Source organism: Phyllobacterium endophyticum, assembly GCF_003010935.1.
Taxonomy (GTDB): domain Bacteria; phylum Pseudomonadota; class Alphaproteobacteria; order Rhizobiales; family Rhizobiaceae; genus Phyllobacterium; species Phyllobacterium endophyticum.
In genome coordinates this window covers 939,304-965,573 of the sequence record NZ_PGGN01000002.1, presented here as the reverse complement: position 1 = coordinate 965,573, position 26,270 = coordinate 939,304, and the positions used below count along the sequence as shown (strand labels likewise).

General features: G+C 56.4%; 21 protein-coding genes. 13 read left to right on the top strand and 8 right to left on the bottom strand.

Annotated elements, in window-relative coordinates; all coding sequences use genetic code 11:
- The first annotated feature begins 1 nt into the window (after position 1).
- From nuoL to CU100_RS12690, 7 genes are read left to right on the top strand one after another with little or no spacing between them, the layout of a single operon-like run.
- On the top strand, positions 2-1,987 hold the full coding sequence (gene nuoL, locus CU100_RS12720; protein WP_106716904.1) for an NADH-quinone oxidoreductase subunit L: 1,986 nt from the start codon (positions 2-4) through the stop codon (positions 1,985-1,987).
- On the top strand, positions 1,987-3,492 hold the full coding sequence (locus CU100_RS12715; protein WP_106716903.1) for an NADH-quinone oxidoreductase subunit M: 1,506 nt from the start codon (positions 1,987-1,989) through the stop codon (positions 3,490-3,492). Before nuoL ends, CU100_RS12715 begins: the two co-directional genes overlap by 1 nt.
- 19 nt (positions 3,493-3,511) lie before the next feature.
- Positions 3,512-4,936 (top strand): NADH-quinone oxidoreductase subunit NuoN, encoded by a 1,425-nt coding sequence (gene nuoN / locus CU100_RS12710; protein ID WP_106716902.1) that lies wholly within the window; start codon positions 3,512-3,514, stop codon positions 4,934-4,936.
- A gap of 6 nt (positions 4,937-4,942) precedes the next feature.
- On the top strand, positions 4,943-5,782 hold the full coding sequence (locus CU100_RS12705; protein WP_106716901.1) for a biotin--[acetyl-CoA-carboxylase] ligase: 840 nt from the start codon (positions 4,943-4,945) through the stop codon (positions 5,780-5,782).
- 19 nt (positions 5,783-5,801) lie between these two features.
- A complete protein-coding gene (locus CU100_RS12700) occupies positions 5,802-7,475 on the top strand; it encodes a ribonuclease J (RefSeq protein WP_106716900.1) in 1,674 nt (557 codons plus the stop codon).
- Positions 7,476-7,477: 2 nt separating this feature from the next.
- On the top strand, positions 7,478-7,882 hold the full coding sequence (gene mce / locus CU100_RS12695; RefSeq protein WP_106716899.1) for a methylmalonyl-CoA epimerase: 405 nt from the start codon (positions 7,478-7,480) through the stop codon (positions 7,880-7,882).
- Positions 7,883-8,152, top strand: a complete 270-nt coding sequence (locus tag CU100_RS12690) for a DUF1467 family protein (RefSeq protein WP_106716898.1) — start codon at positions 7,883-7,885, stop codon at positions 8,150-8,152.
- Between the two features lie 3 nt (positions 8,153-8,155).
- Here CU100_RS12690 and CU100_RS12685 read toward each other — a convergent pair whose 3' ends face one another.
- Positions 8,156-9,130, bottom strand: coding sequence for a glycosyltransferase family A protein (locus CU100_RS12685; RefSeq protein WP_106716897.1), 975 nt, complete (start codon positions 9,128-9,130; stop codon positions 8,156-8,158).
- Between the two features lie 569 nt (positions 9,131-9,699).
- On the opposite strand from CU100_RS12685, the gene proS reads away from it, so the two are divergent.
- The 4 genes from proS to dnaE all read left to right on the top strand — a co-directional run bounded on the left by proS (position 9,700) and on the right by dnaE (position 16,891).
- On the top strand, positions 9,700-11,040 hold the full coding sequence (proS, locus tag CU100_RS12680; protein WP_106716896.1) for a proline--tRNA ligase: 1,341 nt from the start codon (positions 9,700-9,702) through the stop codon (positions 11,038-11,040).
- A complete protein-coding gene (locus CU100_RS12675; RefSeq protein WP_106716895.1) occupies positions 11,037-12,323 on the top strand; it encodes a lipoprotein-releasing ABC transporter permease subunit in 1,287 nt (428 codons plus the stop codon). The genes proS and CU100_RS12675 overlap by 4 nt, the downstream gene beginning before the upstream one ends.
- A gap of 1 nt (position 12,324) precedes the next feature.
- On the top strand, positions 12,325-13,008 hold the full coding sequence (locus tag CU100_RS12670; RefSeq protein ID WP_106716894.1) for an ABC transporter ATP-binding protein: 684 nt from the start codon (positions 12,325-12,327) through the stop codon (positions 13,006-13,008).
- Positions 13,009-13,393: 385 nt separating this feature from the next.
- Positions 13,394-16,891: a DNA polymerase III subunit alpha gene (dnaE, locus tag CU100_RS12665; protein ID WP_245418997.1), complete on the top strand. Its 3,498-nt coding sequence runs from the start codon at positions 13,394-13,396 to the stop codon at positions 16,889-16,891.
- A 104-nt stretch (positions 16,892-16,995) separates the two neighbouring features.
- Here the strand turns inward: dnaE and CU100_RS12660 are convergent, their stop codons facing one another.
- Both CU100_RS12660 and CU100_RS12655 read right to left on the bottom strand, forming a co-directional pair.
- Positions 16,996-18,327 (bottom strand): DNA polymerase IV, encoded by a 1,332-nt coding sequence (locus CU100_RS12660; protein ID WP_106716893.1) that lies wholly within the window; start codon positions 18,325-18,327, stop codon positions 16,996-16,998.
- 99 nt (positions 18,328-18,426) lie between these two features.
- Positions 18,427-18,708, bottom strand: coding sequence for a DUF3572 domain-containing protein (locus tag CU100_RS12655; RefSeq protein ID WP_106716892.1), 282 nt, complete (start codon positions 18,706-18,708; stop codon positions 18,427-18,429).
- A gap of 307 nt (positions 18,709-19,015) precedes the next feature.
- Between CU100_RS12655 and CU100_RS12650 the strand changes: the two genes are divergently transcribed.
- Entirely contained in the window at positions 19,016-19,387 is a 372-nt protein-coding gene (locus CU100_RS12650; RefSeq protein ID WP_008122893.1) for a response regulator, read from the top strand.
- Between the two features lie 18 nt (positions 19,388-19,405).
- On the top strand, positions 19,406-20,788 hold the full coding sequence (locus tag CU100_RS12645; RefSeq protein WP_106716891.1) for a PleD family two-component system response regulator: 1,383 nt from the start codon (positions 19,406-19,408) through the stop codon (positions 20,786-20,788).
- Between the two features lie 191 nt (positions 20,789-20,979).
- Here the strand turns inward: CU100_RS12645 and rpmG are convergent, their stop codons facing one another.
- The 5 genes from rpmG to rnr all read right to left on the bottom strand — a co-directional run bounded on the left by rpmG (position 20,980) and on the right by rnr (position 26,267).
- Positions 20,980-21,147 (bottom strand): 50S ribosomal protein L33, encoded by a 168-nt coding sequence (rpmG, locus tag CU100_RS12640; RefSeq protein ID WP_008122896.1) that lies wholly within the window; start codon positions 21,145-21,147, stop codon positions 20,980-20,982.
- Positions 21,148-21,673: 526 nt separating this feature from the next.
- Positions 21,674-22,840, bottom strand: a complete 1,167-nt coding sequence (locus tag CU100_RS12635) for an MFS transporter (protein WP_407070321.1) — start codon at positions 22,838-22,840, stop codon at positions 21,674-21,676.
- Positions 22,841-22,852: 12 nt separating this feature from the next.
- Positions 22,853-23,593 (bottom strand): NUDIX hydrolase, encoded by a 741-nt coding sequence (locus CU100_RS12630; RefSeq protein WP_106716889.1) that lies wholly within the window; start codon positions 23,591-23,593, stop codon positions 22,853-22,855.
- On the bottom strand, positions 23,590-24,021 hold the full coding sequence (locus tag CU100_RS12625; RefSeq protein WP_106717258.1) for a DUF983 domain-containing protein: 432 nt from the start codon (positions 24,019-24,021) through the stop codon (positions 23,590-23,592). The genes CU100_RS12630 and CU100_RS12625 overlap by 4 nt, the downstream gene beginning before the upstream one ends.
- Positions 24,021-26,267 carry a ribonuclease R gene (gene rnr / locus CU100_RS12620; protein ID WP_245418996.1) on the bottom strand — a complete coding sequence of 749 codons (2,247 nt, stop codon included), beginning with the start codon at positions 26,265-26,267 and terminating at the stop codon, positions 24,021-24,023. Before rnr ends, CU100_RS12625 begins: the two co-directional genes overlap by 1 nt.
- Between the last annotated feature and the right edge of the window lie 3 nt (positions 26,268-26,270).

Here is a 26,270-nt window from a genome sequence, read left to right as displayed (position 1 = left end):
CATGCTGTATCTGGCGATTGTCTTCCTTCCACTGCTGGGGTTCTTGATCGCGGGTCTATTTGGCTCGTCGATCGGCGCAAAGGCCAGCGAATATATAACGACCGGCCTGCTGATCATCTGCGCCGTCCTTTCATGGATTGCGTTTGGAACTGTGGCACTCGGCCATGCCGAAGCTTTTAAAGTTCCGGTCATGCGTTGGGTGGAGTCCGGTTCGCTGAGCTTTGACTGGTCTCTGCGCATTGATACCCTGACGGCTGTGATGCTGGTCGTCGTCAATACCGTGTCTGCGCTGGTTCACACCTATTCAATCGGGTACATGCATCATGACCCGAACCGCCCCCGTTTCTTCGCGTATCTTTCGCTTTTCACCTTCGCCATGCTGATGCTGGTGACCGGAGATAATCTCGTCCAAATGTTCTTCGGCTGGGAAGGGGTCGGTCTGGCCTCCTATCTACTCATCGGATTTTGGTTCAAGAAACCATCGGCCAATGCAGCGGCGATGAAGGCTTTCATCGTCAATCGCGTCGGCGATTTTGGTTTCCTGCTGGGTATATTCGCACTCTTCGTTCTGTTCGATACGGTGCAGTTCGACACATTGTTCGCGGCGGCAAGAGAGTATCTTCCGGCAGAGGGCGCCGAGAGCTCGGTCGTACTGAACTTCCTTGGTTATGCACTCGACAAGCAGGGCGCGATCACCATCACGTGCCTGTTGCTCTTCATGGGTGCGATGGGTAAGTCCGCGCAGTTCCTTTTGCACACCTGGCTTCCCGACGCGATGGAAGGCCCCACACCCGTCTCGGCGTTGATCCACGCGGCGACCATGGTCACCGCCGGCGTATTTATGGTCGCGCGGCTGTCGCCAATCTTCGAACTTTCACACACTGCCCTGATCTTCGTGACGTTTATCGGCGCGACCACGGCATTCTTTGCGGCCACGATTGGTCTGGTCCAGAACGATATCAAGCGCGTGATCGCTTATTCCACCTGCTCGCAACTTGGTTACATGTTCGTGGCCCTGGGGCTCGGTGCTTATGGCGCTGGCATCTTCCACCTGTTCACTCACGCTTTCTTCAAGGCGCTGCTGTTCCTTGGTGCAGGTTCCGTCATTCACGCTGTCTCTGATGAGCAGGACATGCGCCACATGGGCGGCCTGCGCACGTTGATTCCAAAAACGTACTGGATGATGATTGTCGGTACTGTTGCGCTGACGGGTCTCGGGATACCCGGCACAGTCATCGGTACGGCCGGGTTCTTCTCCAAGGACATGATCATCGAATCGGCTTTTGCGTCGCACAGCCCCATGGCCAGCTATGCCTTCATCCTTCTCGTCGTAGCGGCGATTTTCACCAGCTTTTACTCATGGCGTCTGATCTTCATGACTTTCCACGGAAAGCCGCGCGCCAGCCACGACGTGATGCATCATGTGCACGAATCACCCTATGTGATGCTGGTCCCGCTGTTCATTCTCGCTGCGGGCGCCCTGTTCGCCGGCGTCATGTTCCGCGAATATTTCTTCGGCCATGAATATCTCGAGTTTTGGAAAGGCGCGATCTTCACCGGGCCGGAAAACGAGATCCTCGAAGAGCATCATCACGTTCCGTTCCTCGTTGCCCTTTCGCCATTCCTTGCAATGGCTGCTGGGTTCGTGGTCGCCTGGTATTTCTACATACGCTCGCCGGAAACTCCAAAGCGGCTTGCAGCCCAGCATCCGGGTCTCTATCAGTTCCTGCTCAACAAATGGTATTTCGACGAACTATATGACTTTCTGTTCGTGCGCCCGGCCAAGGCTCTCGGCCGGTTCCTGTGGAAGCGGGGCGATGGCTGGCTGATCGACGGGCATGGCCCTGACGGAATATCTGCCCGGGTTGTCGACGTCACCAACAGGGTGGTGCGCCTGCAGTCCGGTTACCTCTATCACTATGCGTTCGCGATGCTCATCGGGGTCGCCGCACTCGTCACGTGGATGATGCTCGGGAGCAATTTCTGATGACCGACTGGCCAATTCTTTCCACTGTCACTTTCCTGCCCTTGGTCGGTGCCCTTCTTGTTCTGTTGATCCGGGACGATAGCGATGCGGCACGCCGCAACATTCGCAACGTGACGCTGTGGACCACGATCATCACATTCCTGCTCTCACTGCCGATCTGGCTTTACTTCGATAATGCCCAGGCAGGTTTTCAATTCGTCGAGAAAGCAGACTGGCTCGACTCCGGCATTTCCTACCATATGGGCGTCGACGGCATCTCGATGCTATTCGTCATACTGACCACGTTCCTGATGCCTTTGTGCATTCTTGCAAGTTGGGAAGCCATACAGACTCGCGTCAAGGAATATATGATTGCGTTTCTGGTGCTCGAAACGCTGATGATCGGTGTTTTCTGCGCTCTGGATATCGTGCTCTTTTACGTGTTCTTCGAGGCAGTTCTCGTTCCGATGTTCATCATCATCGGCGTTTGGGGCGGCAAGAGGCGCGTTTACGCCAGCTTCAAATTCTTCCTCTATACCTTGCTTGGCTCGGTGCTGATGCTGCTGGCCATCATGGCAATGTACTGGCAGGCCGGCACGACCGACATTCCAACTCTGCTGGCGCATAAGTTCCCCGTCTCGATGCAGACGTGGCTTTGGTTGGCTTTCTTCGCCTCGTTTGCTGTCAAAATGCCGATGTGGCCGGTGCATACCTGGCTGCCGGACGCCCACGTGGAGGCGCCCACAGCCGCTTCCGCCATCCTCGCCGGGATACTCTTGAAACTGGGCGGCTATGGCTTCATTCGCTTTTCGCTGCCGATGTTTCCCATTGCGTCAGCAGATTTCGCGCCGCTGATTTACACACTTTCAGTCGTCGCGATCGTTTACACGTCGCTCGTCGCGCTGATGCAGGAAGATATCAAGAAACTGATCGCCTATTCCTCCGTAGCTCACATGGGTTATGTGACCATGGGTATATTTGCAGCGAACGAGCAGGGCATCCAAGGCGCCATTTTCCAGATGCTCTCACACGGGCTGGTGTCCAGCGCCTTGTTCCTCTGCGTCGGCATTGTCTACGACCGCACCCATACGCGCGAAATCTCGGCATATGGCGGGCTGGTCAACAACATGCCGAAATATGCTGTAGTATTCATGATTTTCACGATGGCCAACGTTGGTCTGCCCGGCACATCAGGGTTTATCGGCGAGTTCCTGACCTTGTTCGGCGTTTTCCGTGTCAATACCTGGGTTGCTCTGTTTGCGACGTCGGGCGTCATCTTCTCCGCAGCTTACGCGCTCTGGCTCTATCGCCGCGTCATATTCGGCTCGCTGGACAAGGAAAACTTGAAAGCGCTTCTTGACATGACGCCGCGTGAGAAGGCGGTAATCTATCCCTTGGTGATCCTCACCATTTTCTATGGCGTTTATCCCATGCCGATCCTGGACGCGACAGCGAGCTCGGTTCACGCCCTTATCAACCAATACAACAATGCGCTGTCCTCAGCCGCCACGCTCGCGCTGAAATAGCAGGAAGAGGCCAACCGAGATGATTGCCAACTTGACGCTTATGGCTCCTGAACTGCTGATCACAGCGGGTGCATTGGCTCTTCTGATGATTGGAGCGTTTTCCGGTGAGAGGGCATATTCGCTGGTCAACGGCCTGACGGTTGCTATTTTGCTGGTTGCTCTGGCATTGGTCGTGCTTTTTCCACAGGACGGGCACGTGTTCGGGCGGGCTTTTGTCACGGATCCGTTTTCCCGCTTTATGAAGGTTTTGACCTTGGTCGGGTCTGTGGTGACGCTTGTCATGTCCGTTGGCTTCGCGAAATCTGAGAAATTCGACAAGTTCGAGTTCCCGATCCTGGCTCTCTTGGCGACCCTCGGCATGCTGTTGATGATATCGGCCAATGATACGCTGTCGCTGTATCTAGGTCTGGAACTGCAATCGCTGGCGCTCTACGTGGTGGCTGCCATCAATCGCGACAGCGTCAGATCAACGGAAGCCGGTCTTAAATACTTCGTGCTCGGCGCATTGTCGTCCGGAATGCTGCTTTACGGCATCTCATTGGTTTATGGATTTACCGGACATACAGGGTTCGAGGCGATTGCGCAGGCGCTCGGCAGCTCTGATCGGCAGCTAGGCGTGGTATTTGGCCTCGTGTTCATCTTTGCAGGCCTTGCTTTCAAGATTTCGGCAGTGCCATTTCACATGTGGACGCCTGATGTATATGAAGGTGCGCCAACTCCGGTGACGGCATTCTTCGCGACAGCACCGAAGATGGCGGCTATGGCACTGCTTACGCGCGTCGCCGTGGAAACCTTCCAGCCCATCACCCAAGACTGGCAGCAGATTATCGTTTTCATTGCGATCGCATCTATGGTTCTCGGCGCTTTTGCCGCTATCGGTCAAAGCAACATCAAACGTCTGATGGCCTATTCGTCGATCAGCCACATGGGCTATGCCTTGGTCGGGCTTTCCGCTGGCACGCTTGTCGGTGTCCGCGGGGTTGCGATCTATATGTTGATCTATCTGGTCACGACACTGGGAACATTTGCGTTCATCCTCGCCATGCGCCGGAAGGACGGTAATGTCGAGCAGATTGGTGATCTTGCCGGACTGTCCCGGACCAATCCCATCATGGCGACTATCCTGACAATTCTGATGTTCTCTCTTGCCGGCATCCCACCGCTCGCTGGTTTCTGGGGCAAGTGGTATACGTTCCTTGCAGCCATGCAGGCCAATCTTTATGCCCTCGCTATCATCGGTATCGTGGCTTCGGTTGTCGGCGCGTTTTACTATCTGCGCATTATCAAGATCATGTGGTTCGATGAGCCGGTGGGCGCGTTCGTTCCAGTAGCTGGTGAACTGCGGCTCGTGCTCGGCGTCTCTGGGTTGCTGGTGCTGTTCTATGTCCTGATCGGCGGACCTGTCGGCACGTTTGCGGAAGCTGCCGCCAAGACCTTTTTCTAAACGTAGATGGGCTTTTCACTCTCTCCTCTAGCACAGCAAAACGGCTTTCGACTGGAAGCATTCGAGACGGTTGGCTCGACGAACGCAGTCGCTCTGGAGCGGGCGCAGGCGGGAGATGCGGGGAAGCTATGGGTGGTTTCCAAGCAGCAAGAGAGTGGTCGTGGACGGCGGGGCCGTGCTTGGGCAACGTCGCATGGCAATCTCGCGGCCTCGCTTTTGCTGGTCGGGCACTTCGAACTTAAAACAGCAGCTACGCTGGGCTTTGTCGCCGGCCTTTCACTGGCCGATGCCTTGGATGCCGTCTGCCCGGCGACAGGATTCAAAGTCGGTTTTGACGGAGCGGAAAAATACGAAGGGGGCAAATCTGCTCTGCGAGTTGAACTGAAATGGCCGAATGATCTTCTTGCAGACGGAGCCAAGCTCGCTGGTATTCTCCTTGAATCCACGCAACTCCCGGACAATCGCTTGGCGATTGTTGTCGGCATTGGCGTCAATGTGGCCGTCTATCCGGACGACGTCCCTTATCCAGCCACGTCACTGATGAAACTCGGGGCAGAGTGTGACGCTGAGACCCTTTTTCTTGCGCTGTCGGACGCTTGGGAAGAAAACAGCAGAATATGGGGCGGCGGCCGGGGTTTGGCGGAAATACGCAAGCGATGGCTCGCGCGTGCTGCCGGGATCGGTAGTGAGGTCGCGGTGCGAGTCGACGGAACGGTGCTGCGTGGTATATTCGAGACGATTGATGAAGACTGTCGCTTCGTTATTCGCGACAATGAAGGTGAACGCATAAGGATCGCTGCCGGTGACGTTCATTTTGGTGCAGTGGCGTCGGCGAGCGCTGAATAGTTCTAGTTTAGGAGTATAAATGGCCAATTCCGATCAAGTGGAACTTGTTTTCCTGCCATTAGGTGGAGTCGGCGAGATCGGTATGAACTTGGCCATGTATGGCTATGGTCCGGCGCATAAGCGTGAATGGGTTGTGGTGGACATTGGTGTGAGCTTCGCTGGCCCTGATCTCCCTGGTGCGGATCTTGTTCTGCCTGATATTCGCTTCTTGCAAGCGGAACGCCGCAACCTGAAAGGTATCGTAATCACCCACGCGCATGAGGATCATTACGGTGCTCTGCTTGACCTGTGGCCGATGCTGAATGTTCCCGTCTATGCTACCCCCTTCGCCGCAGGCTTGATCGCTGCCAAGCGCCAGTCGGAACCCGGTGCCCCGAACATACCGGTAACGATCTATCGTGCCGGCGAAACATTCAACGTAGGGCCATTCGAGTTCGAAGCCATTGCGGTCACGCATTCCATTCCCGAACCGGTCTCGCTCGCGATCAAGACGCCACTCGGAACGGTCATCCACACCGGCGACTGGAAAATGGACCCCGAGCCGTCACTTGGGCCACTTATCAATGGAGCGCGGTTTCGCGCGCTTGGCGACGAGGGCGTGCTCGCGATGATGTGCGATTCAACCAACGCCCTGCGCGAAGGGGAATCGCCGTCCGAACGCGAGGTTGGCGAGAGCTTGCGTGAGATCATAGAAAATGCCCGCGGTCGCGTGGCGATAACGACATTCTCGTCCAATGTCGGGCGTATTCGCTCAATAGCGCTTGCGGCACGCGATGCAGGCAGGCAAACGCTGGTGCTCGGCCGGTCCATGAAGCGGATGATCGATGTAGCAAGCGAGCTTGGTTATCTCGATGGCGTCCCGGAATTTCTCTCTGAAGACGACTACGGGTACATTCCTCGCGAAAACATGGTCATTATCCTGACTGGCAGCCAGGGCGAACCGCGAGCGGCGCTGGCCAAGCTAGCCCGCGATGAAATGCGCAACGTCGCATTGTCGGCGGGTGACACCGTGATCTACTCGTCCCGCCCAATTCCCGGCAACGAAAAGCCGATTATCGACACCAAGAACTTATTGATCGAGCAGGGCATCCATATCATTTCCGATGGCGATCAATTGGTACATGTCTCCGGTCATCCACGCCGAAACGAACTGAAACGCATGTATGAGTGGGTGCGTCCGCGTATCCTCGTGCCGGTCCATGGTGAGGCGGCTCATCTGGTCGGGCAGGGCTCGCTGGCCGCGATGGCGGGAATTCCCGAAGTACCGCAGGTTCGCAATGGCGACGTCTTGCGGCTCGCGCCGGGCAGAGCCGAAATTATTGACCAAGCGCCATTTGGGCGATTGTTCAAAGATGGCAAGCTGATTGGCGATGAGGAGGAGGTTGGCATTGTCGAGCGCCGCAAGCTGTCTTACGTCGGCCATGTTGCCGTCTCTATGCTGCTCGACGAAAAGTACAACATCATGGAAGATCCGGAGGTGGTTCCGATGGGTCTTCCTGAGAGCGATGCGGAAGGCGAGCTGCTTGAGGATTTGCTGTACGATGCAGCCGTGAGCGCAGTGCAGAGCATCCCGCGCGAGAAACGTAGAGATATTACCATGGTGCGTGAAGCTGTCCGTCGGGCGGTGCGAGCCGCCGCCAATGAGGTCTGGGGCAAGAAGCCGGTCGTCACGGTTTTCGTGACCAGGCCCTGACGATGTTGGGTCGTCTCAACCATGTGGCGATTGCCGTGCCTGATCTGGAAGCAGCGTCGGCGATCTATCGCGATACACTTGGCGCCAGATTGACCCAGCCCCAAGGTTTGCCTGAACACGGCGTCACCGTCGTATTCATCGACGTCGGCAACACCAAGATCGAATTGTTGGAACCTTTGGGTGCTCAGTCGCCGATTGACGCATTCCTGGCAAAGAACCCGTCAGGCGGCATCCATCACATCTGCTACGAAGTGCCCGATATTCTTGCCGCTCGCGATCGGTTAAAAGAGCAGGGCGCACGGATTCTTGGTGATGGTCAACCGAAGATTGGTGCACATGGCAAACCGGTCCTCTTCCTTCATCCAAAGGATTTTAGCGGGACGTTGATCGAACTGGAGCAGGAGTGAATGCCCATCGCAACCGGAATGGCGGTCTATTTCATCTTTTGGTGGCTCACCCTCTTCACGGTGCTGCCGATCGGTCTCCGCACGCAGGCTGACGAAGACGATGTCACATTGGGTACAGTTCCGAGTGCGCCTCACAAGCACCGCATGGGCCGCGTTTTCCTGGTCACAACGATTATCTCAGCCCTTATTTTCGCGGTGTTTTACATTGTGAACGAGAAACTCGGGTACGGCGTCAACAATCTGCCGGTCTTGTATCCCAGGCTGGACTGACTCTTATTTGCCTGTTGTGGTCTGATAATGAGGGGTGCTAATATTGGTCAGCCCCTGGATCAACCCAATGATGCCTCCGAGACTCCACGCGATTGTGAGCAAGGATAATCCTGGCGCTACCGGCATTCTAAATAATTGTACTATCACTTTGAGAAGGCGGGCAGCAATTGAGCCTGGAAGTCGGAAAAGAGTAGCTTTTTTGCGATTTACCAATTTTGTTTTCACTTCAATCGCACAATGATTGCGGCTGCGTCTAAAGTGATAAGATAATGTTAGACGCTCGGTGGCGATCGTGTCAAAGACAACTGCTCTAGGGGCCCACCCTGTTTTCGCGACCAACTTTTTGGATTCGCGATAGAGCCGCCAATCCTCTCCGCCGTTAAGACCCAACGTTTCATCGAACCGCAATCCGGTCGAGCGGAAAAACGAAAGATTACCCATCCAATTGTTGGTTGCGAGGCGCAGCTCACCGGCACCACCCTGGTCTCTGACGAAATCTGCCTTCCGTTCATCCTTCTGCACTTTGATGTTCAAACCGTTCCAAAGCAGTTGTTTCCATCGTGAGATGTTGTTCATCGGCGCGAGGCGCACAGGGCCTCCTACGATATCAAGATCAAGGGCGTCCCGCTCCGTCAGAAGTTCGGTCAGCCAGTTTGGATCAACCGTTTCATCGTCATCTGCAAACGTAAGCAGATCGCAGCCAGTGGATATTGCATTGTCGAGCACGCGGTTACGGACGAACGAGATGCCGAGGCGGGATTCGGTTTCGTAGCGAACGACAGAGTTCGGAACCTTGGCTCGAAACCGGTCGACGATGCCATGAACCGTCGCCGTCGCGCTATTTTCTATAATGACATATTCCAGTTTAACATTCGCTGGAATCGCCATCATAGCGTATGAGTCGAGGAGGGCCTGCAGCATGATGGGACGATTGCGGGTAACTGTTCCCACGCAAATTGTACGCAAATGTTCGGTCATTGAAATATCAGCCTGAAAATTTGAAAAACAAGATTGAATAAAATGGTGTGTTTAATGCTTAAATAGTGCGCAGCCTGTCAGAGCGTACCTGGAATTCTGTTCGAAACGCGGTCGCGAATTAGTTTCTGGCAATCAAAAAAGACAAAGAGCTTCTGCTCGCAACAAAATATGACTCGGTACATAAACGAAGACAAAAAAAATGCAAGGCTTTCACCTTGCATTTTAAGTATCGCGTCTGACCAGATCCACTTGCGTGGCGGCTGCGGAAAACCGCGCCTAGGTCACATCCTCCCAAGACTTTGACCGCGTAGGAAAGCAGAAATATTCTTACTTTCTCCTTATGATTAAAAAAATAGCGGAGTGCCTGCGGAATGTCACGAAAAATATTCGGTCTCGTCATTTTTTGCTTACAATTCCGGCAGGGTGGTAAACCCCACGGAAATTCCGGTCCGCTTCATTTGGCGATACGGGTTCCCAATCAGGTGTGAAGTAGGTAAGAAACATCGACTTGCACTTGGTTTTGCCTGATTCTTCAAGCACTCAGGCAATGTTCAATTTGGTGACCTTTTATGCGGCTTTCCCGTTACTTTTTACCCATACTCAAAGAAAACCCTAAAGAGGCGGAGATCGTCTCCCACCGTCTTATGCTGCGGGCAGGGCTGATCCGGCAGGAATCTGCAGGCATTTACGCCTGGTTGCCGGCGGGTCTGCGCATTCTTAACAAGGTAAGCGCCATTATCCGCGAAGAGCAGAATCGTTCGGGTGCCATCGAGCTTCTGATGCCGACAATCCAGTCGGCCGACCTGTGGCGAGAAAGCGGGCGCTACGACGCCTATGGCGATGAGATGTTGCGTATAAAGGACCGCGGCGATCGCGACATGCTGTACGGGCCGACAAACGAGGAAATGATTACGGAGATTTTCCGGGCCTACGTGAAATCTTACAAGGACTTGCCGCTCAATCTTTATCACATTCAGTGGAAGTTCCGCGACGAACGCCGCCCGCGGTTTGGCGTGATGCGCTCGCGCGAATTCCTCATGAAGGATGCCTATTCGTTCGATCTTGATTTTGAAGGCGCCAAGGCTGCTTACAACCGCATGTTCGTTGCCTATCTGCGGACATTTTCGCGCCTTGGGATCAAGGTGATCCCGATGCGCGCTGACACTGGCCCGATCGGCGGTGAGCTTAGCCATGAGTTCATTATCCTGGCAGAGACCGGCGAAAGCCAGGTTTTCTGTGATCGTGCCTATCTTGGGCTCCCTGTCCCGGGGCCAGATACCGACTTTGACGATGATGCGCAGATTGCGGATATCGTTACCCGGTGGACCACGCCCTACGCGGCAACTGACGAAATGCATGATGAGGCGGCGTGGAGCAAGCTGAATGGGGCCGATCAACTTGCTGCGCGCGGCATCGAGGTGGGCCACATTTTCCATTTCGGCACCAAATATTCGGAACCGATGGGCGCGAAGGTCACAGGGCCAGACGGTAAGGATCACCCCGTCTCGATGGGTTCGTATGGCATCGGCCCATCACGTGTGATTGCTGCTATTATCGAAGCGTCACACGATGAGAACGGCATCATCTGGCCGAAGGCAGTTGCACCCTTCGGTGCTGGCATCATCAACATGAAGCCCGGTGATGCGGGATGCGATGCCGTATCGATGAAAGTATATGAGGCACTCACCAATGCCGGCCTCGAACCCTTGCTTGATGATACCGACGATCGTCCCGGTGCTAAGTTCGCGACGATGGACCTGATCGGGCTGCCAATTCAGGTAATTATCGGCCCTCGCGGCGTGCTTGCCGGCGAGGTAGAGGTCAAGAACCGGGCGACGGGTGAACGTCAAACCCTGAGTACCGAGGCCGCAATCAACATGCTGGCGGGCGTTCAGGCAGGGATTTCATGAGCGAAAAGCCAGCCACCGCGCCGAACGGCTCCAAGCCGTTCTCCGCCTATGAGCGGATGATCGCCTGGCGCTATTTGCGTGCTCGGCGTAAGGAAACTTTCATATCCGTCATTGCCGGGTTCTCGTTCACCGGCATCATGCTCGGCGTCGCCACGCTTATCATTGTCATGGCGGTTATGAACGGCTTCCGCGCGGAGCTTCTAACGCGCATTCTCGGTATCAACGGCCATGTCATCATGCAACCGATGGACAGGCCGCTTGACGATTTCGACGTCGTCATAAAGCGCATTGATGCAGTATCGGGTGTCTCGTTTGCCATTCCTGTCGTGGAAGGACAGGTCCTGGCCAAAGGGAATGTCGCCGCAGGAGCCGGTGCGCTGGTGCGGGGCCTGCGCGAGGAAGATATCGCGAAGCTCCAGCTCGTATCCAAGAACGTACGGCAGGGCACGTTCGAGGGTTTCAACACCGGCGGCGGAGTCGCGATAGGCACGCGAATGGCGGAGAACATGGGCCTTGGGCTTGGTGACAGATTGAGTTTGATTTCTCCCGACGGGGATGTCACGGCGTTTGGCACGACGCCCCGCGTCAAATCCTACCCCGTGACTGCGATCTTCGAGATCGGCATGTCGGAATACGACGCCTCGATTGTTCTTATGCCGCTCGATGAGTCGCAGCTCTTCTTCAATCAGGAGAACAAGGTTCAATCTATCGAAATATTCGTCGACAATCCTGACAACGTCGACGCCTTGAAAAAGCCGATCGAAGATGCGGCTCAGCGGTCGGTCATGTTGACGGACTGGCGCCAGCGCAATCAGACGTTCTTTTCGGCCCTGCAGGTCGAGCGGAACGTCATGTTCATGATATTGACGCTGATCGTGCTTGTTGCCGCGCTGAATATCATCTCGGGCCTGATCATGCTGGTCAAGGACAAGGGCCATGACATTGCGATCCTGAGAACGATGGGCGCGACACGAAACTCGATCCTTCGCATCTTTTTGATGACCGGTGCTGCAATCGGCGTCACCGGGACGATAGCGGGTGTGGTGCTCGGAATTGTCGTTTGTCTGAATGTCGAGCGAATCAGAGAGTTCTTTTCATGGCTCTCGGGAACGACCCTGTTCAATCCGGAGCTCTATTTCTTGAGTACATTGCCGGCGAAGATGGATTTCAACGAGACGTTTTCAGTCATTCTGATGGCGCTCGTCCTGTCGTTTCTCGCGACGCTTTTTCCAGCATGGCGCGCGGCAACTCTCGATCCCGTTGAAGCCCTGAGGTACGAATAAGATGGCGAACGGGCCTATATTAGAGCTGACAAATGTCGGCCGCCGCTACGATGAGATCGGGCGGGAACTGGTCATTCTCAACGAGGCGAGTTTTTCCCTAGGCAAAGGTGAAATGGTGGCGCTGGTCGCTCCTTCCGGAGCAGGCAAGTCGACACTGTTGCACACTGCAGGATTGCTGGAACGCCCAGATAGCGGCGATGTCATTCTGGATGGCCGGTCTTGTGGATCGCTCTCCGATGAGGAAAGAACAGCCATAAGACGCAACGACATCGGCTTCGTCTATCAGTTCCATCATCTTCTGCCCGAGTTCTCTGCCTTGGAGAACGTGATGATGCCGCAACTCATTCGCGGAATGAAGCCGGGCGTGGCTTCCGAACGCGCCCAACAGCTGCTTGACTACATGAAAGTTGGCGCGAGAGCCTCGCATCGTCCCAGCGAACTTTCCGGGGGCGAACAGCAACGAGTTGCAATCGCGAGGGCAGTGGCAAACGCACCACTGGTGCTGCTTGCCGATGAGCCGACCGGCAATCTTGATCCGGTAACGTCATCGTACGTGTTCGAAGCCCTCGAAGCTTTGGTACGTCAGTCCGGCCTGTCGGCCATGATCGCAACTCACAACTTCGAATTGGCGCGGCGCATGGACCGGCGCGTGACGCTCAAAGACGGAAAAATCACCGATCTTTGAAACCGGTGTCGGTTTCGTTTCCCATTAATTGCTTGGAAACCATAGGGGAATGGGCGGTACTTCGGCGCTTGACTTTAGAACATAAAGAGAACATATTGCGTACATAGACAAAACGCAGAAGGGTTTTTCCGATGAGCGAACTTCTCCAGGACGTCATGTCATTCGTTACAGTAAGCCTTTTCATTGCGACATTCGCACTTTGGGTCAGCGTACTCTGAACAGGAATCGAGCTGATACACGCCGCAATCGCGTCTTCCATCATCCCGTTCTTGTCCACCGTTGATAGCGTTCCAAGTCTCGATATCGGTGGACACCTCATCTTGCATGTCCGACAATAGAGCGCGGTGAATCAGCTTCTCCGTTCAGTATTTCGGAGACTACAACATTGGCGGATGGTCAGGTCGGTTTCGATGCACAGGTCGCAGGCAAGCAGGCATTGCGGTTTGTCCACCTGAGAGTACATTCTGCCTATTCCTTGTTGGAAGGTGCGTTGCAGATTCCCAAGGTCATCGGCCTTGCTGTGGAAAGCAAGGCGCCAGCTATCGCGATCACTGACACCAATAACCTGTTCGGTGCACTGGAGTTTGCCCAGAAGGGGTCAAAGGCCGGACTCCAGCCCATTATCGGGTGTCAGCTTGACATAGCCTTTCATGACCAGACCGAAGAAAACCGAAGCGTCAATCGTAGGGAAGCACTAGGATTGGCGCCGCTTGTTCTCCTGGCTGCTACGGAGGAGGGCTATGCCAACCTCGTGCGGCTCATCAGCCGGGCCTATCTCGAAACGCCCGCCGGCGACCCTGTTCATGTCGCGTCCAGCTGGCTATCCGGCTGGTCCGAGGGGATTATCGCCTTGTCGGGAGGCCCCGAAGGTACGATCGCGAAGGCGATCAAGGATGATCGGGTGGACCGGGCCCGGCAGCGACTGGTGCATCTGAGATCGCTCTTCGGTGACCGTCTTTACGTGGAGTTGCAGCGCCACCGCGGATATGATCGCGCATTAGAGGCGGCCCAGATCGAACTTGCTTACGAATTGGAACTACCGCTCGTCGCTACGAACGATGTTTTCTTTTCAAAGAGCGCCGACTACGAAGCGCATGACGCACTGTTGGCCATTGCGGCGGGCTCGCTCCTGTCTATCGATGATCGCCGGCGTTTGACGCCTGACCACTATCTCAAGAGCGAAGATGAGATGGTGGCGCTGTTCAGCGACTTGCCGGAAGCAGTCGAGAACACGGTCGAGATCGCGTTGCGCTGCTCTTACTACCCGAAGAATCGCGCGCCTATCCTTCCGCGCTTTACAGGTGAAGGCGATGATCCAGAAGCCGCGCTGCAGGCCGAGGCGGACGAACTGGCGCGCCAGGCACGCGAAGGGCTTGCGGCCCGCATCGAGACTTTGGGCCTTGCCGATGGCCACACGCCTGAGGAATATGCCGGGCGTCTGGAATACGAGATATCCATCATAACCCGCATGAAGTATCCGGGTTACTTCCTCATCGTCGCCGATTTCATCAAATGGGCGAAGGGCCATGACATTCCCGTTGGTCCTGGGCGCGGTTCCGGTGCCGGCTCGCTGGTTGCCTATGCCCTGACGATCACCGATGTCGATCCTTTACGATTCTCCCTGCTGTTCGAGCGCTTCCTCAATCCGGACCGCGTTTCGATGCCGGATTTCGACATCGATTTCTGTCAGGAACGGCGCGATGAGGTTATCCGCTATGTCCAGGGCAAATACGGCCGCGATCAGGTCGCGCAGATCATCACGTTTGGTACATTGCAGGCGCGAGCGGTCTTGCGCGATGTCGGGCGCGTGCTTGAGATGCCCTACGGTCAGGTTGATCGCCTGACCAAGATGGTGCCTGCCAACCCTGCGAATCCGGTCACGCTCTCCAAGGCTATCGAGGACGAGCCGCGCCTGCGTGAGGAGCGCGACAAGGAGCCGGTCGTTGAGCGGCTTCTGGATATTTCGTTGAAGTTGGAGGGGCTCTACCGCCACGCATCGACCCATGCGGCGGGTATCGTTATCGGTGACAGGCCTTTGTCGGAACTGGTTCCGATGTATCGCGATCCGCGCTCGGACATGCCCGTCACGCAGTTCAACATGAAGATGGTCGAAGAGGCTGGGCTGGTTAAATTCGACTTTCTGGGCCTGAAAACGCTGACTGTCCTGCAAACCGCGGTCAATCTTGTCAAGCGGCGGGGGATAACAGTGGATCTGTCGAACCTGCCGTTCGACGACAAGCCCACTTACGAGATGCTGTCGCGTGGTGAGACCGTCGGCGTGTTCCAGGTGGAAAGCACCGGCATGCGCAAGGCGCTGATCGGCATGCGGCCCGATAGAATAGAAGACATCATTGCGCTCGTCGCGCTTTATCGGCCTGGTCCGATGGAGAACATCCCGACCTATAATGCGCGCAAGAACGGCGATGAAGAGATGGCGTCGATCCATCCGAAAATCGATCATCTCGTCAAGGAGACCCAGGGCGTCATCATCTATCAGGAACAGGTGATGCAGATTGCGCAGGAAATGTCGGGCTACACGCTAGGCGAAGCCGACCTTCTGCGCCGCGCCATGGGCAAAAAGATCCGGGCCGAGATGGATATGCAGCGCGTTCGCTTTGTCGAGGGTGCGGTTGAGCGAGGCGTGACCAAACCACAGGCGAACTTCATCTTCGATCTTCTCGCCAAGTTCGCCGACTATGGTTTCAACAAGTCGCACGCCGCCGCTTACGCGATCGTGTCGTTTCAGACAGCCTATATGAAGGCGCACTATCCGGTAGAATTCCTTGCGGCATCAATGACATACGACATGTCGAACACCGACAAGCTGAACGATTTCCGGCGCGAGGCAGTGAGACTCGGCATCGAGGTTGTCACCCCTTCCGTCAACACTTCTTACCGTTTGTTCGAGGTTGGCGAGAACCGGATTTTCTATTCACTAGCAGCAATCAAGGGCGTCGGCGAGGCGGCGGTCGATCATATTGTCGAGAAGCGCGGCGCGACTCCCTATGCAAGCCTGGAGGATTTCTGCGAAAGGATCGATCCGCGTGTCGTCAACCGGCGGGTCTTCGAAAGTCTTATAAATGCTGGTGCTTTCGACTGCTTCGGGCGGGAGCGGCCGGCGTTGATCGCCGGGTTGGATCGTATTATCGGCCATGCACAACGGACGCAGGAAGACAGTGTAAGCGGTCAAGCCGACATATTCGGCGGAATGGCTGCAAGTGCCCAGACAATCCAACTTCCTGCGGCGGCACCCTGGCTTTCAGCGGAAAAGCTGCGGCGTGAATTCGAAGCGGCAGGTTTCTATCTTTCAGCCCATCCGCTCGACGAGTACCGGACAGTGCTGGAGAAGCTGCGGGTTCAGACCTGGTCCGAGTTTTCCGCGGCGGTCAAACGCGGTGCCAATGCCGGGCGCCTCGCGGGTACGATCACCGCCAAGCAAGAGCGCAAAACCAAGACCGGCAACAAGATGGGAATCATCCAATTCTCTGATTCTTCAGGACAATTCGAAGCCGTGCTGTTTTCGGAAGCACTATCTCAATATCGGGATTTGCTGGAGCCGGGCCGTTCGGTGGTGATCACAGTCGGAGCAGAAGACCGTCCGGAGGGAATCAGTCTGCGGATTCAGACGGCGCATTCGCTTGAAGACGAGGCGACCCGGATGCAGAAGGCATTACGACTCTATATGCGTTCGAGCGAGCCCTTGAACGCGATTACGCCGTATCTGGCACCCCAAAACGATGGTCAGGTGGTGAGCTTGGTGCTGATCAAGGAAAATGGAGCCTCTGAGGTGGAAATCGAATTGCCGAACCGCTACCGCGTTGGCCCCCAGGTCGCCAGCGCGATGAAGGCGATACCCGGAATTGTAGAAGTTGAGATGGGTTAAAAGGCAGATTTCAACCGGTTGCTACCTATTTGCAATTTCAAGTCGAAATTTCCACGCCGAAATGGTCGATTCTCGCGCCACAACTGGAAATTCCTGTGCCAAACTCACCTGTTCTCGCCAGGATCGGTATCATCGCGCGAGATTTCGCTGCGGGGTTTGACCCTCCTGAACGTGTATCCGGTCTCGACGGCATTGTTGCCAAATTTCCCGCGGAGCTTGTCGATGGCTGTTTCTGCAACTGCGCGTTTAGTTGCTTGAACATCGACGAGGTCGAGAGGGTCGGCGCGGTTATCGTCGCTGAGATCGCTGACGCCGATCCCGAGCAGGCGAAAGCGCGTGCCGTCGATTTCCTTTTCGAGCAGAGAAAGTCCTGTTCGGAAAATCCGGTCGGCCAGTTGCGTCGGGTCCGCCAACTGGCGATTTCTGGTTCTTAGTTTGAAGTCACGTGACTTCAGCTTCAGGACGATGGTCCGGCCGGCGATATCGGCCGCTTTCAAACGGCGAGAGACCTTCTCAGACAGGGATCGCAATATCGGTGCGAGTTCATCGAGTGATGCGATATCGTCGTTGAAAGTCGTTTCGGCCGAGACGCTTTTGGTCTCGCCCTCAGGCTCCACCCGGCGCGTATCGAGCCCTCGGGACAAACGATAGAGCCTTTGCCCCATCGATCCATAGGAGGCCATCAAGGCACCGAGCTCCATCGTCTGGAGCTGACCGATGGTTCTTATGCCATCACGCTCCAAGGTTGCGTTGAACGCTTTGCCCACGCCCCAGATCATGGTGACAGGCTTATCCGAGAGGAAAGCGACAGCTTCTTCTTTGCCGATAATCGAAAAGCCGCGTGGCTTTTCGAAATCGGAGGCGATCTTCGCGAGGAACTTGCAATAGGAAATTCCCACCGAGACAGAGAGGCCAATCTCCCTTTCGACCCGATTCGCGAATTGCGCCATCACCCGCGCAGGCGGATCATGATGCAGCCGCTCGGTTCCCGACAGATCAAGAAATGCTTCGTCGATGGAAAGAGGTTCCACCAGCGGGGTCAAGTCGCGCATCATTTGACGAATCTCGCGGCCCACCCGGACGTATTTTTCCATATCGGGGGAGATGACGACGGCGTGCGGACAAGCCTCCAACGCCTTGAACATTGGCATTGCCGACTTGACACCATGGATGCGCGCAACATAGCAAGCTGTTGAAACAACACCACGTTTGCCGCCGCCAATGATGACGGGTTTATTGCGCAATTCGGGATTGTCGCGTTTCTCGACCGAGGCATAAAAAGCGTCGCAGTCAACATGGGCGATGCTGAGGCCGTAGAGCTCCGGGTGGCGCAGCAATCGGGGACTGCCACAGACTTGGCATCGCTTGATTTCGGACGTCTGAGTTGCCAGACAGTCGCGGCAGAAACCAAATCGTGGATCGTTGAGATACGCCATGATGTCCGGAACAGAAAAGGAACAAGACAAGCTTAGCGAAGGGACGGGACAGCCGCAACAAGCGTCGCTGGTCTATGAACCGCTCATTGCGAACTCGCGTTAGATATCTTGGCCACCCGGCAGTAGCCGAAGCGCTTCCTGGAACAGGGCAGGATCCGTTCCCGTGGCTTCACAATAGCGCATCAACGTGGGTTCGTGCGCCAGATAGAACTGCAGAACACCGGCCAGAAAGCCCGGCTCACTTGCAGCACTGCGTATCTGATCGGCGGTAATCCCGGTCAATGCAAGAAAACGGGAAAGCAGTTCATCATCTCCTGCCAGAAAGACGAGAGAATTGATGGCCAGGGCCTGCGCGTCATCGATGGTCATCTTGTTTTTCATCTTGGGGATTTATCCGATGGATGCTGCAGGCGACACTTGGCGGTCAATTACTTCAATGAGTTTGTAGCGTAGAATCATTTTTGATCAAAAAACAACTATGGGCGGTTGAATATGATCAAAAGAAGATGTTGAATAAAGCCTTGGTTAAACATGATCAGCGGCATTCCTGAATCGAGCTGAAGAGTTACCTTTTCATCAATCATAACGGGTTATCTAATGCATCCATGAGGGGTGTGGTCTGTCTGTCTTCGTTGCCGGAACCAAACTGACAGCGCGTCTTTCTCTCATGACCAACAGGAAATTGCCAATGGTTAAGAAAGTCATGATCGTCGAAGACAACGAGCTGAACATGAAGCTCTTCCGCGATCTTATTGAAGCCAGCGGCTATGAAACCATCCGGACCCGCAATGGTCTGGAAGCGCTCGATCTGGCGCGCGAACACCGGCCTGATCTGATTCTCATGGATATCCAGTTGCCCGAGGTGTCGGGCCTGGAAGTGACGAAGTGGCTCAAAGCGGACGACGATCTGCACGTCATACCAATCATCGCCGTCACGGCCTTCGCCATGAAGGGCGACGAGGAACGAATCCGGCAGGGCGGTTGCGAAGCCTATATTTCGAAACCCATCTCTGTGCCGAAGTTCATCGAGACCATCAAATCATATCTTGGCGACGCTTGACCGTCAGTGGAGTGAAAAATGACGGCCCGCATACTAGTTGTTGACGACGTTCCTGCGAATGTGAAGTTGCTCGAGGCCAGGCTTAGCGCCGAATATTATGAGGTCGTAACTGCATCGGACGGATATGAGGCTCTCGACATTTGTGAAAACAGCAATGTCGATTTGATCCTGCTTGACGTCATGATGCCGGGGATGGATGGGTTTGAAGTATGCCGCAGACTGAAATCAAGACCGTCGACGGCTCACATACCGGTGATTCTGGTCACGGCGCTGGATCAGGACACGGACCGGATCACCGGCCTGAACTTCGGTGCTGACGATTTCTTGACTAAACCCGTGAACGACCTGCAACTCCTTGCACGCGTGAAGAGCCTTGTCCGGTTGAAAAACCTGACCGACGAGCTGCGGCTACGCGTGGCGACGACCCGAGATGTCGGGCTTGAATCCATTCTGCGTTTCCCAGTTGGCGGCGAGGGGCTTGCGAAGAATGCCCGTGTCCTGCTCATCGACGAACGGCCGGAAAGCGTCGAGCGGATTCAGCGCGTATTGGCCGACGAAGGGACTGTGGATGTCCAGACAGACCCGCAGGCGGGATTTTTCGATGCGATACAGGGCAACCATGATTGTTTGGTCATTTCGTCGCGATTTAAGGATTTCGATCCGTTGCGCGTCTGCGCCCAGCTGAGATCACTCGACAATACCCGCTCGCTGCCGATCATCCTCGTGGCAGACCAGGGTGAAGAACCATTGATCCGCCGTGCGCTGGAACTTGGCGTGAACGACTATGTCGTCAGACCGCTGAACCCGAACGAATTGCTGGCGCGGCTGCGCACCCAGCTTCGCCGCAAGGCATATCACGACGGCTTGCGCGCGAGCGTGGTCAAGACATATGAGATGGCGGTCACCGACAGCCTGACGGGGCTTCACAACCGTCTTTATCTCGAGACGCATCTTGCGACGCTTTTCAAGCGCGCCGTGGAACGCCGGCGCCCCTTATCCATACTCATGACCGATATCGACCGATTCAAGCTTATCAACGATACGCATGGCCACGATGGCGGCGATGAAGTGCTGCGTGAGTTCGCAAGGCGCTTACGCCGCAATGTGCGCGGTAGCGACCTCGCCAGTCGCTACGGAGGGGAAGAGTTTTTTGTGGTGATGCCGGAAACCGACCCGGTGCTTGCGGCGGTGGTTGCCGAGCGCATCCGGAGAGAAGTCGCTTCGACACCGTTCATCGTCAATCAAAGCGGAACGAGTGTCCCCGTCACGATCAGTATCGGTATTGCCAGCGTATCGGCCAAGGGTGACAGCGTGCAGAGCCTTCTGAAGCGGGCCGACGACGCGCTCTATGGAGCGAAGGCGGCGGGGCGCAACCGGGTCGTATCCGCCGCAGCGGCCTGACGGAGAAACCCTGCTGCGGCGGCACCAAGCGCGATTTTCTACGCTCCGGTGCTCACGTAACCAACGTGCGCGGCGCCCCGGTTCTCAGATACCGCGCCCGCTGGCCCGCAGCAGCGATTTTCCCGAGACATATAACACCACAAACAAAAATGCCGCCCGAAGGCGGCTTTTTCGTTTCCGGAAGGTCAAGATTACTTGATCTTGGTTTCCTTGAATTCAACGTGCTTGCGTGCAACCGGGTCGTACTTGCGGAAAGACATCTTTTCCGTCTTGGTACGGCTGTTCTTGCTCGTAACGTAGAAGAAACCCGTATCAGCGGTCGACAGAAGCTTGATCTTGATGTTTGCAGCCTTAGCCATTTTCAGTTTACCTGTTCTGATTATTGAGGACCGCTATTCAAGTCCAGCAACGTGGCCATAAGCGGAAATTCGGCCGGACACTTAACCGAACGGCGTTAAATGTCAAGCCTGAGCGGATTGCGATGCCAATATAATCGACCATTCCGCCTGGAGACAACCTCTCAACTCTTTCACAGCGATTCGATTCAACCCTGCGTTCGTTGCCGAGGCTGTCGAAACACGCGATGAGTTGACCATCGAGATTGAAGGCAGAAGCAGCATCACCGTGCCAGCCGGTGTATCGGGGGAGACAGGCTCCCCCGACTGCGGCAAGAGCCTTGCCTTCACCCTTGGAGATGAAACTATGCGGTATTTGCCGTTTAGCGTCAGCCTTACCATGAAAAGAACCCGGACGAGCTGGTCGATAGCAATCCGGGTTCATTTTCAAAGATAAGGAAGAGAGAGGCGGGCGAAAGCTCGCCTCTCACTCCGGGGTCAATATAACACCGTTGCGAATAATTCCAAGCAAGCTGTAGTTGTACCGGCATCAGCCGCGGCGACTGATCAATCGCGACCCTACGAGAAGCGCGTAGGCTCCGAAGAACACCGCCAGTGCGACTGCAAATCCAGCGGGGCCCATCAGATCCATTCCGATACCGACCGCCTGCGGACCGACAAGCATGCCGACCGCATAGCAAAAGACGAAAGCTGCGTTGGCAGAGGCAAGCTCCCGCCCCGTAAGTTGCGAACCCAAATGGGCAAGACCCACCGTGTAGAGACCGGCAACGACGCCGCCCCAAAGAAAGAGAAGCCCGGCCACGAGGTACCAGTTCGTATAGATGAAGGGCAGCACGCACATGCCGGCGAGCCCGATCAACGTGCAAGCGAGCAAGATCTTGCGCCGGTCATCGACGTGGTCGCTCAGCAGACCGATCGGGATCTGCAACAGCACATTGCCGAGGCCGATGGTGGTGAGCAGCAGTGCCGCATTGGCCTCGCTATATCCGATACGCGCGCCGAAGACTGGAAATAGCGCGAAACCCCCGGTTTCGACTGCACCGAAGACGAAGACCGCCGCTGTGGCGGTGGGAACCGCCCAGATGAAGGGAGCGAAGGGGACATGCTCCTCCTCATGGAAGTCCGGGCTTTCCTTCCAGGCGAGAAGGACAGGCAACATGGCAAAGATGATGATACCGAAGCCTACGGCAAACGGTCTGATACCGACACTGCCAATGACCGAGAACAGCCACGGACCGAGCGCAAAGCCCAGGGACAATACGGTCGCGTAGACACCCAGAACGAGGCCGCGCTTTTCCGGCGGCGCCGCTGTGTTGATCCAGTATTCGGAGAGAATGAACAGCATGGTCAAAGCGAAGTGCAGGAAGATGCGGAGCACGACCCACATCCAGAAGTGGGTAAAAAAATGAAAGCCGACGAAGGAAAGGGCACCAATCAGGAGCATGCAGAGCAAGGTTGGCACAACACCGAAGCGAGCCGCGATGGGAGCGGCGAAAGGTGCAGCAACGATGGAGGCGATTCCCGCCACGGCGGCGTTCAGGCCGATCATCGTCGCCGAATGACCGCGACTTTCCAGAATGACGCTCAAAAGCGGAATGCCGAGCCCGATCGCAACGCCAACCGCACTGATAGTCGCTATGGCCGCGACCAGCGCGCGCCAGGAAGACCGAACCACTATCTGGTCAGAGTTCGACACTGCATCCATCGATCAAAAAACCTCTCGGACGAATCGCCCATATTTCTTGCGGTATCGAACGACGGAATTGCCCGGTTCCAGAGCAGGATTTTCAGCAAGAACTGCCTCGGCGTCCCTTATTATCGTCCGCGTGATTTCGGGTATGTCGAGCCGTGCAGCCTCTGGGAATGGCAGCCAGCATAGTTCCTCAAGCTCTTGCGAGGGGCCGCCTGTCGCTTCCGGGAGCGCATCGGCGACTGCATCACGAAAGGCGAGGAAGAACCGCGTATCGAAACGCCTGCTACCGCCGGGGGGCGTTGTGGCCCTGGCAAAATAGCGCAGGACGGAAAGATCGGGAAGAATTTTGCGCTCGACGAAGGCCGACCAGTCCGGGTGCGATAATGAAACCGTCTCCAGATGACGGCGCCCGAGGAAAAGCCCGGCCTCTTCATAGGTCTCGCGGATTGCAGACAGGGCAAGCGCTCGACAACGTTGGAGGCTTGAACGGCTGCCCATGTCCGTCAGGAGATTTGCCTGATCCTGCGGCGAGAGTTCAGCAGAGGCGGGGACGCGGCCGTCCGCCGCTTCGGTTCGCCCGCCCGGGAAAACGAATTTGCCGGGCATGAACACATGGCGCATGTGGCGCTTGCCCATGAGAATGCGCGGTTCGCGGCCGGAGCGATCGACCAGCAGGAGAGAAGCGGCATCGCGGGGCCGGACAGGGATCAGAGCAGGGCGCGAAGCCGCCGGTATGATTGCGCTTTGGCCATTCACTGTTCCGGTGGCTCCTGGTCGTCGGACTCGCCGCCGAAGCCATGCATGTAATTGGCCCATTGCAGCCCGATGATCGCGCCCTTGATGGGCTGCAGCAAGGCTATCGACATGATGATCGTCATCGGCACCCAGATCGCCAGATGCACCCAGTTGGAAAGTATGAACAGGGTTTCGACGGCGAGAAACGCGCCGAGGACAATATGGCCGACGATCGTAATGGTGATATAGGCGGGAAAATCATCGGCGCGCTGGTGTGTGTAGTCTTCACCGCAAACAGCGCATCGATCGACCGGTTTGACGAAGGCACGAAACAGCTTGCCCTCGCCGCAGTGCGGGCAGCGGCCGAGCAAGCCGCGCCACATCGCCGGTCCAATCGGGCGGCGCTCTCTTGCCGGCGTCTTATCGGCGCCAAAGACCTGTTCTGCCATCATCTGCCTCTGCGTCCTCCCCGCGATACACTGGAGGGGCGTTTCTGATTGCCGCGCACGAAGCGCTTTGCCTTGTGGTGCGAGCGCACGCCGCTCGGAACGGGATGCGGCTCGGTCAGCATTTCGAACCTCAATGCACCCGCCACCGGCAGGGCCTCGACCAGACGAACCTCGACGACATCCCCGAGGCGGAATCCCTTGCCGCTCCGTTCGCCGGACAGGGCGTGGTTGGTTTCGTCGTAAAGATAGTAATCATCGCCCAAAGTTGAAATGGGGATAAAGCCGTCGGCGCCATATGTCGCAAGCGAGACGAAGAGGCCGGCCTTGGTCACGCCCTGAACGCGGCCTTCGAAACTGGCGCCGACCTTATCCGCCAGATAGTGCGCGATCAGCCGATCGACGGTGTCGCGCTCGGCGGCCATGGCCCGGCGCTCCGAGGTGGAGATGAGGGCGGCGATCTCGGGCAGTGCGGCCTCTTCGTCCGGCGTAATGCCGTCCGGTCCAAGGCCAAGCGCCGAAATCAGCGCGCGGTGGACGATGAGATCGGCATAGCGGCGGATGGGCGAGGTAAAATGAGCATAGCGATGAAGATTGAGGCCGAAATGGCCGATATTTGCCGGATTGTACTCCGCCTGTGACTGCGAACGCAGCACGACCTGGTTGACCAGATCCTGCTGCTCGCTGCCTTCGACGCGCTTCAGGATATGATTGAACTGGTTCGGCCGCAGTTCGGCCCCGCGCGCCAGCGAGATATCCATTGTCCGCAGGAACTCGCGCAGGGTTTCCTGCTTTGCCAGCGACGGCGCGTCATGGATGCGGAAGATCAGCGGCTGCTTCTTGCGCTCGAGAGTTTCCGCCGCCGCGACATTGGCCTGTATCATGAATTCTTCGATAAGCTTGTGCGCATCGAGCCGCGGCGGGATCACGACCTTGTCGACCTTGCCTTCGGGCGTAAGCAGTATCTTCTTCTCCGGAAGGTCAAGCTCAAGCGGCTCGCGCGCGTCCCGGCCGCGCTTGAGTACGGCATAAGCATCCCAGAGCGGCTTGAGGATTGTGTCGAGAATAGGCGCCGTCTTCTCATCCGTGGCGCCATCTATCGCTGCCTGCGCCTGCGGATAGGCAAGCCGCGCATGCGAGCGCATCATGATCCGGTGGAACGTGTGGGAAATCTTGCGGCCTTCAGCGTTGAAGATCATCCGGACAGCCAAGGCAGGGCGATCCACCAGCTCCTTCAGCGAGCAGAGGTCGTTGGAAATCCGCTCCGGCAGCATCGGAACGACGCGATCGGGAAAATAAACGGAATTGCCGCGCTTCAGAGCCTCGCGATCAAGCTGGGAACCGGGCGTGACATAAGCCGCGACATCGGCGATCGCAACGGTGGCAATGAACCCGCCGGGATTTTTTTCGTCGGGGTCAGGTTCCGCATAGACCGCGTCATCATGGTCTTTTGCATCGGCAGGATCGATGGTGACCAGCGGAACCTGTCGCCAATCCTCGCGATGCGCCATGGTCGCAGGCTTGGCCTTCTCGGCTTCTGTAATGACGCTATCGGGAAAGACATGCGGAATCTCATGCTCGTGGATAGCGATCATCGACAGGGCTTTTTCGCTCGCAACTGAGCCGACGACCTGCGTGATACGCCCGAGTGCGAGCCCGTAGCGGCTGATTTTGGAAACCTCCACCTCGACGAGATCGTTGGCTTTGGCATTGTTCAGCTGGGCAGGATCAATCGCAAGCTCAACCTGACGCCGTTCAACCGGCTCAAGCCGCCACTCGCCATTGTCGAGCTGGCGCAACACGCCAAGCACTGCGTCCTTGCGATGTTCGATTTTCTTGATGACACGGGCCGTATAGGTGGGACCTGCCGGATCAGCAGCCTGAAAAATGCGCGCGAGGACGCGGTCGCCCACACCGGGTGTCGGGCCCTTCTGACTGCGCGAAGCCCGAATAAAAACCACTGGCGGCCGGTCGTGACGGTTTGCATCCCATTCGGCCGGTTTAGCGATCAACCCGCCATCGCCTTCACGCCCGGTGATGTCGAGCACGGCCACGCTTGGCAGACTGCCGGGAACAGCAAGCCGCTTGGCACGCTTTTCGACGAGGCCGTCGCCCGCAAGATCACGCAACATGTCCTTCAGGGCAATGCGTGCGTCACCCTTGAGGTTGAACGCCTTGGCGATGTCACGCTTGCCCGCAAGGTCCGGGTTCTCCTTGATAAACTGGAGAATTTCGTCGCGGCTCGGCATGCG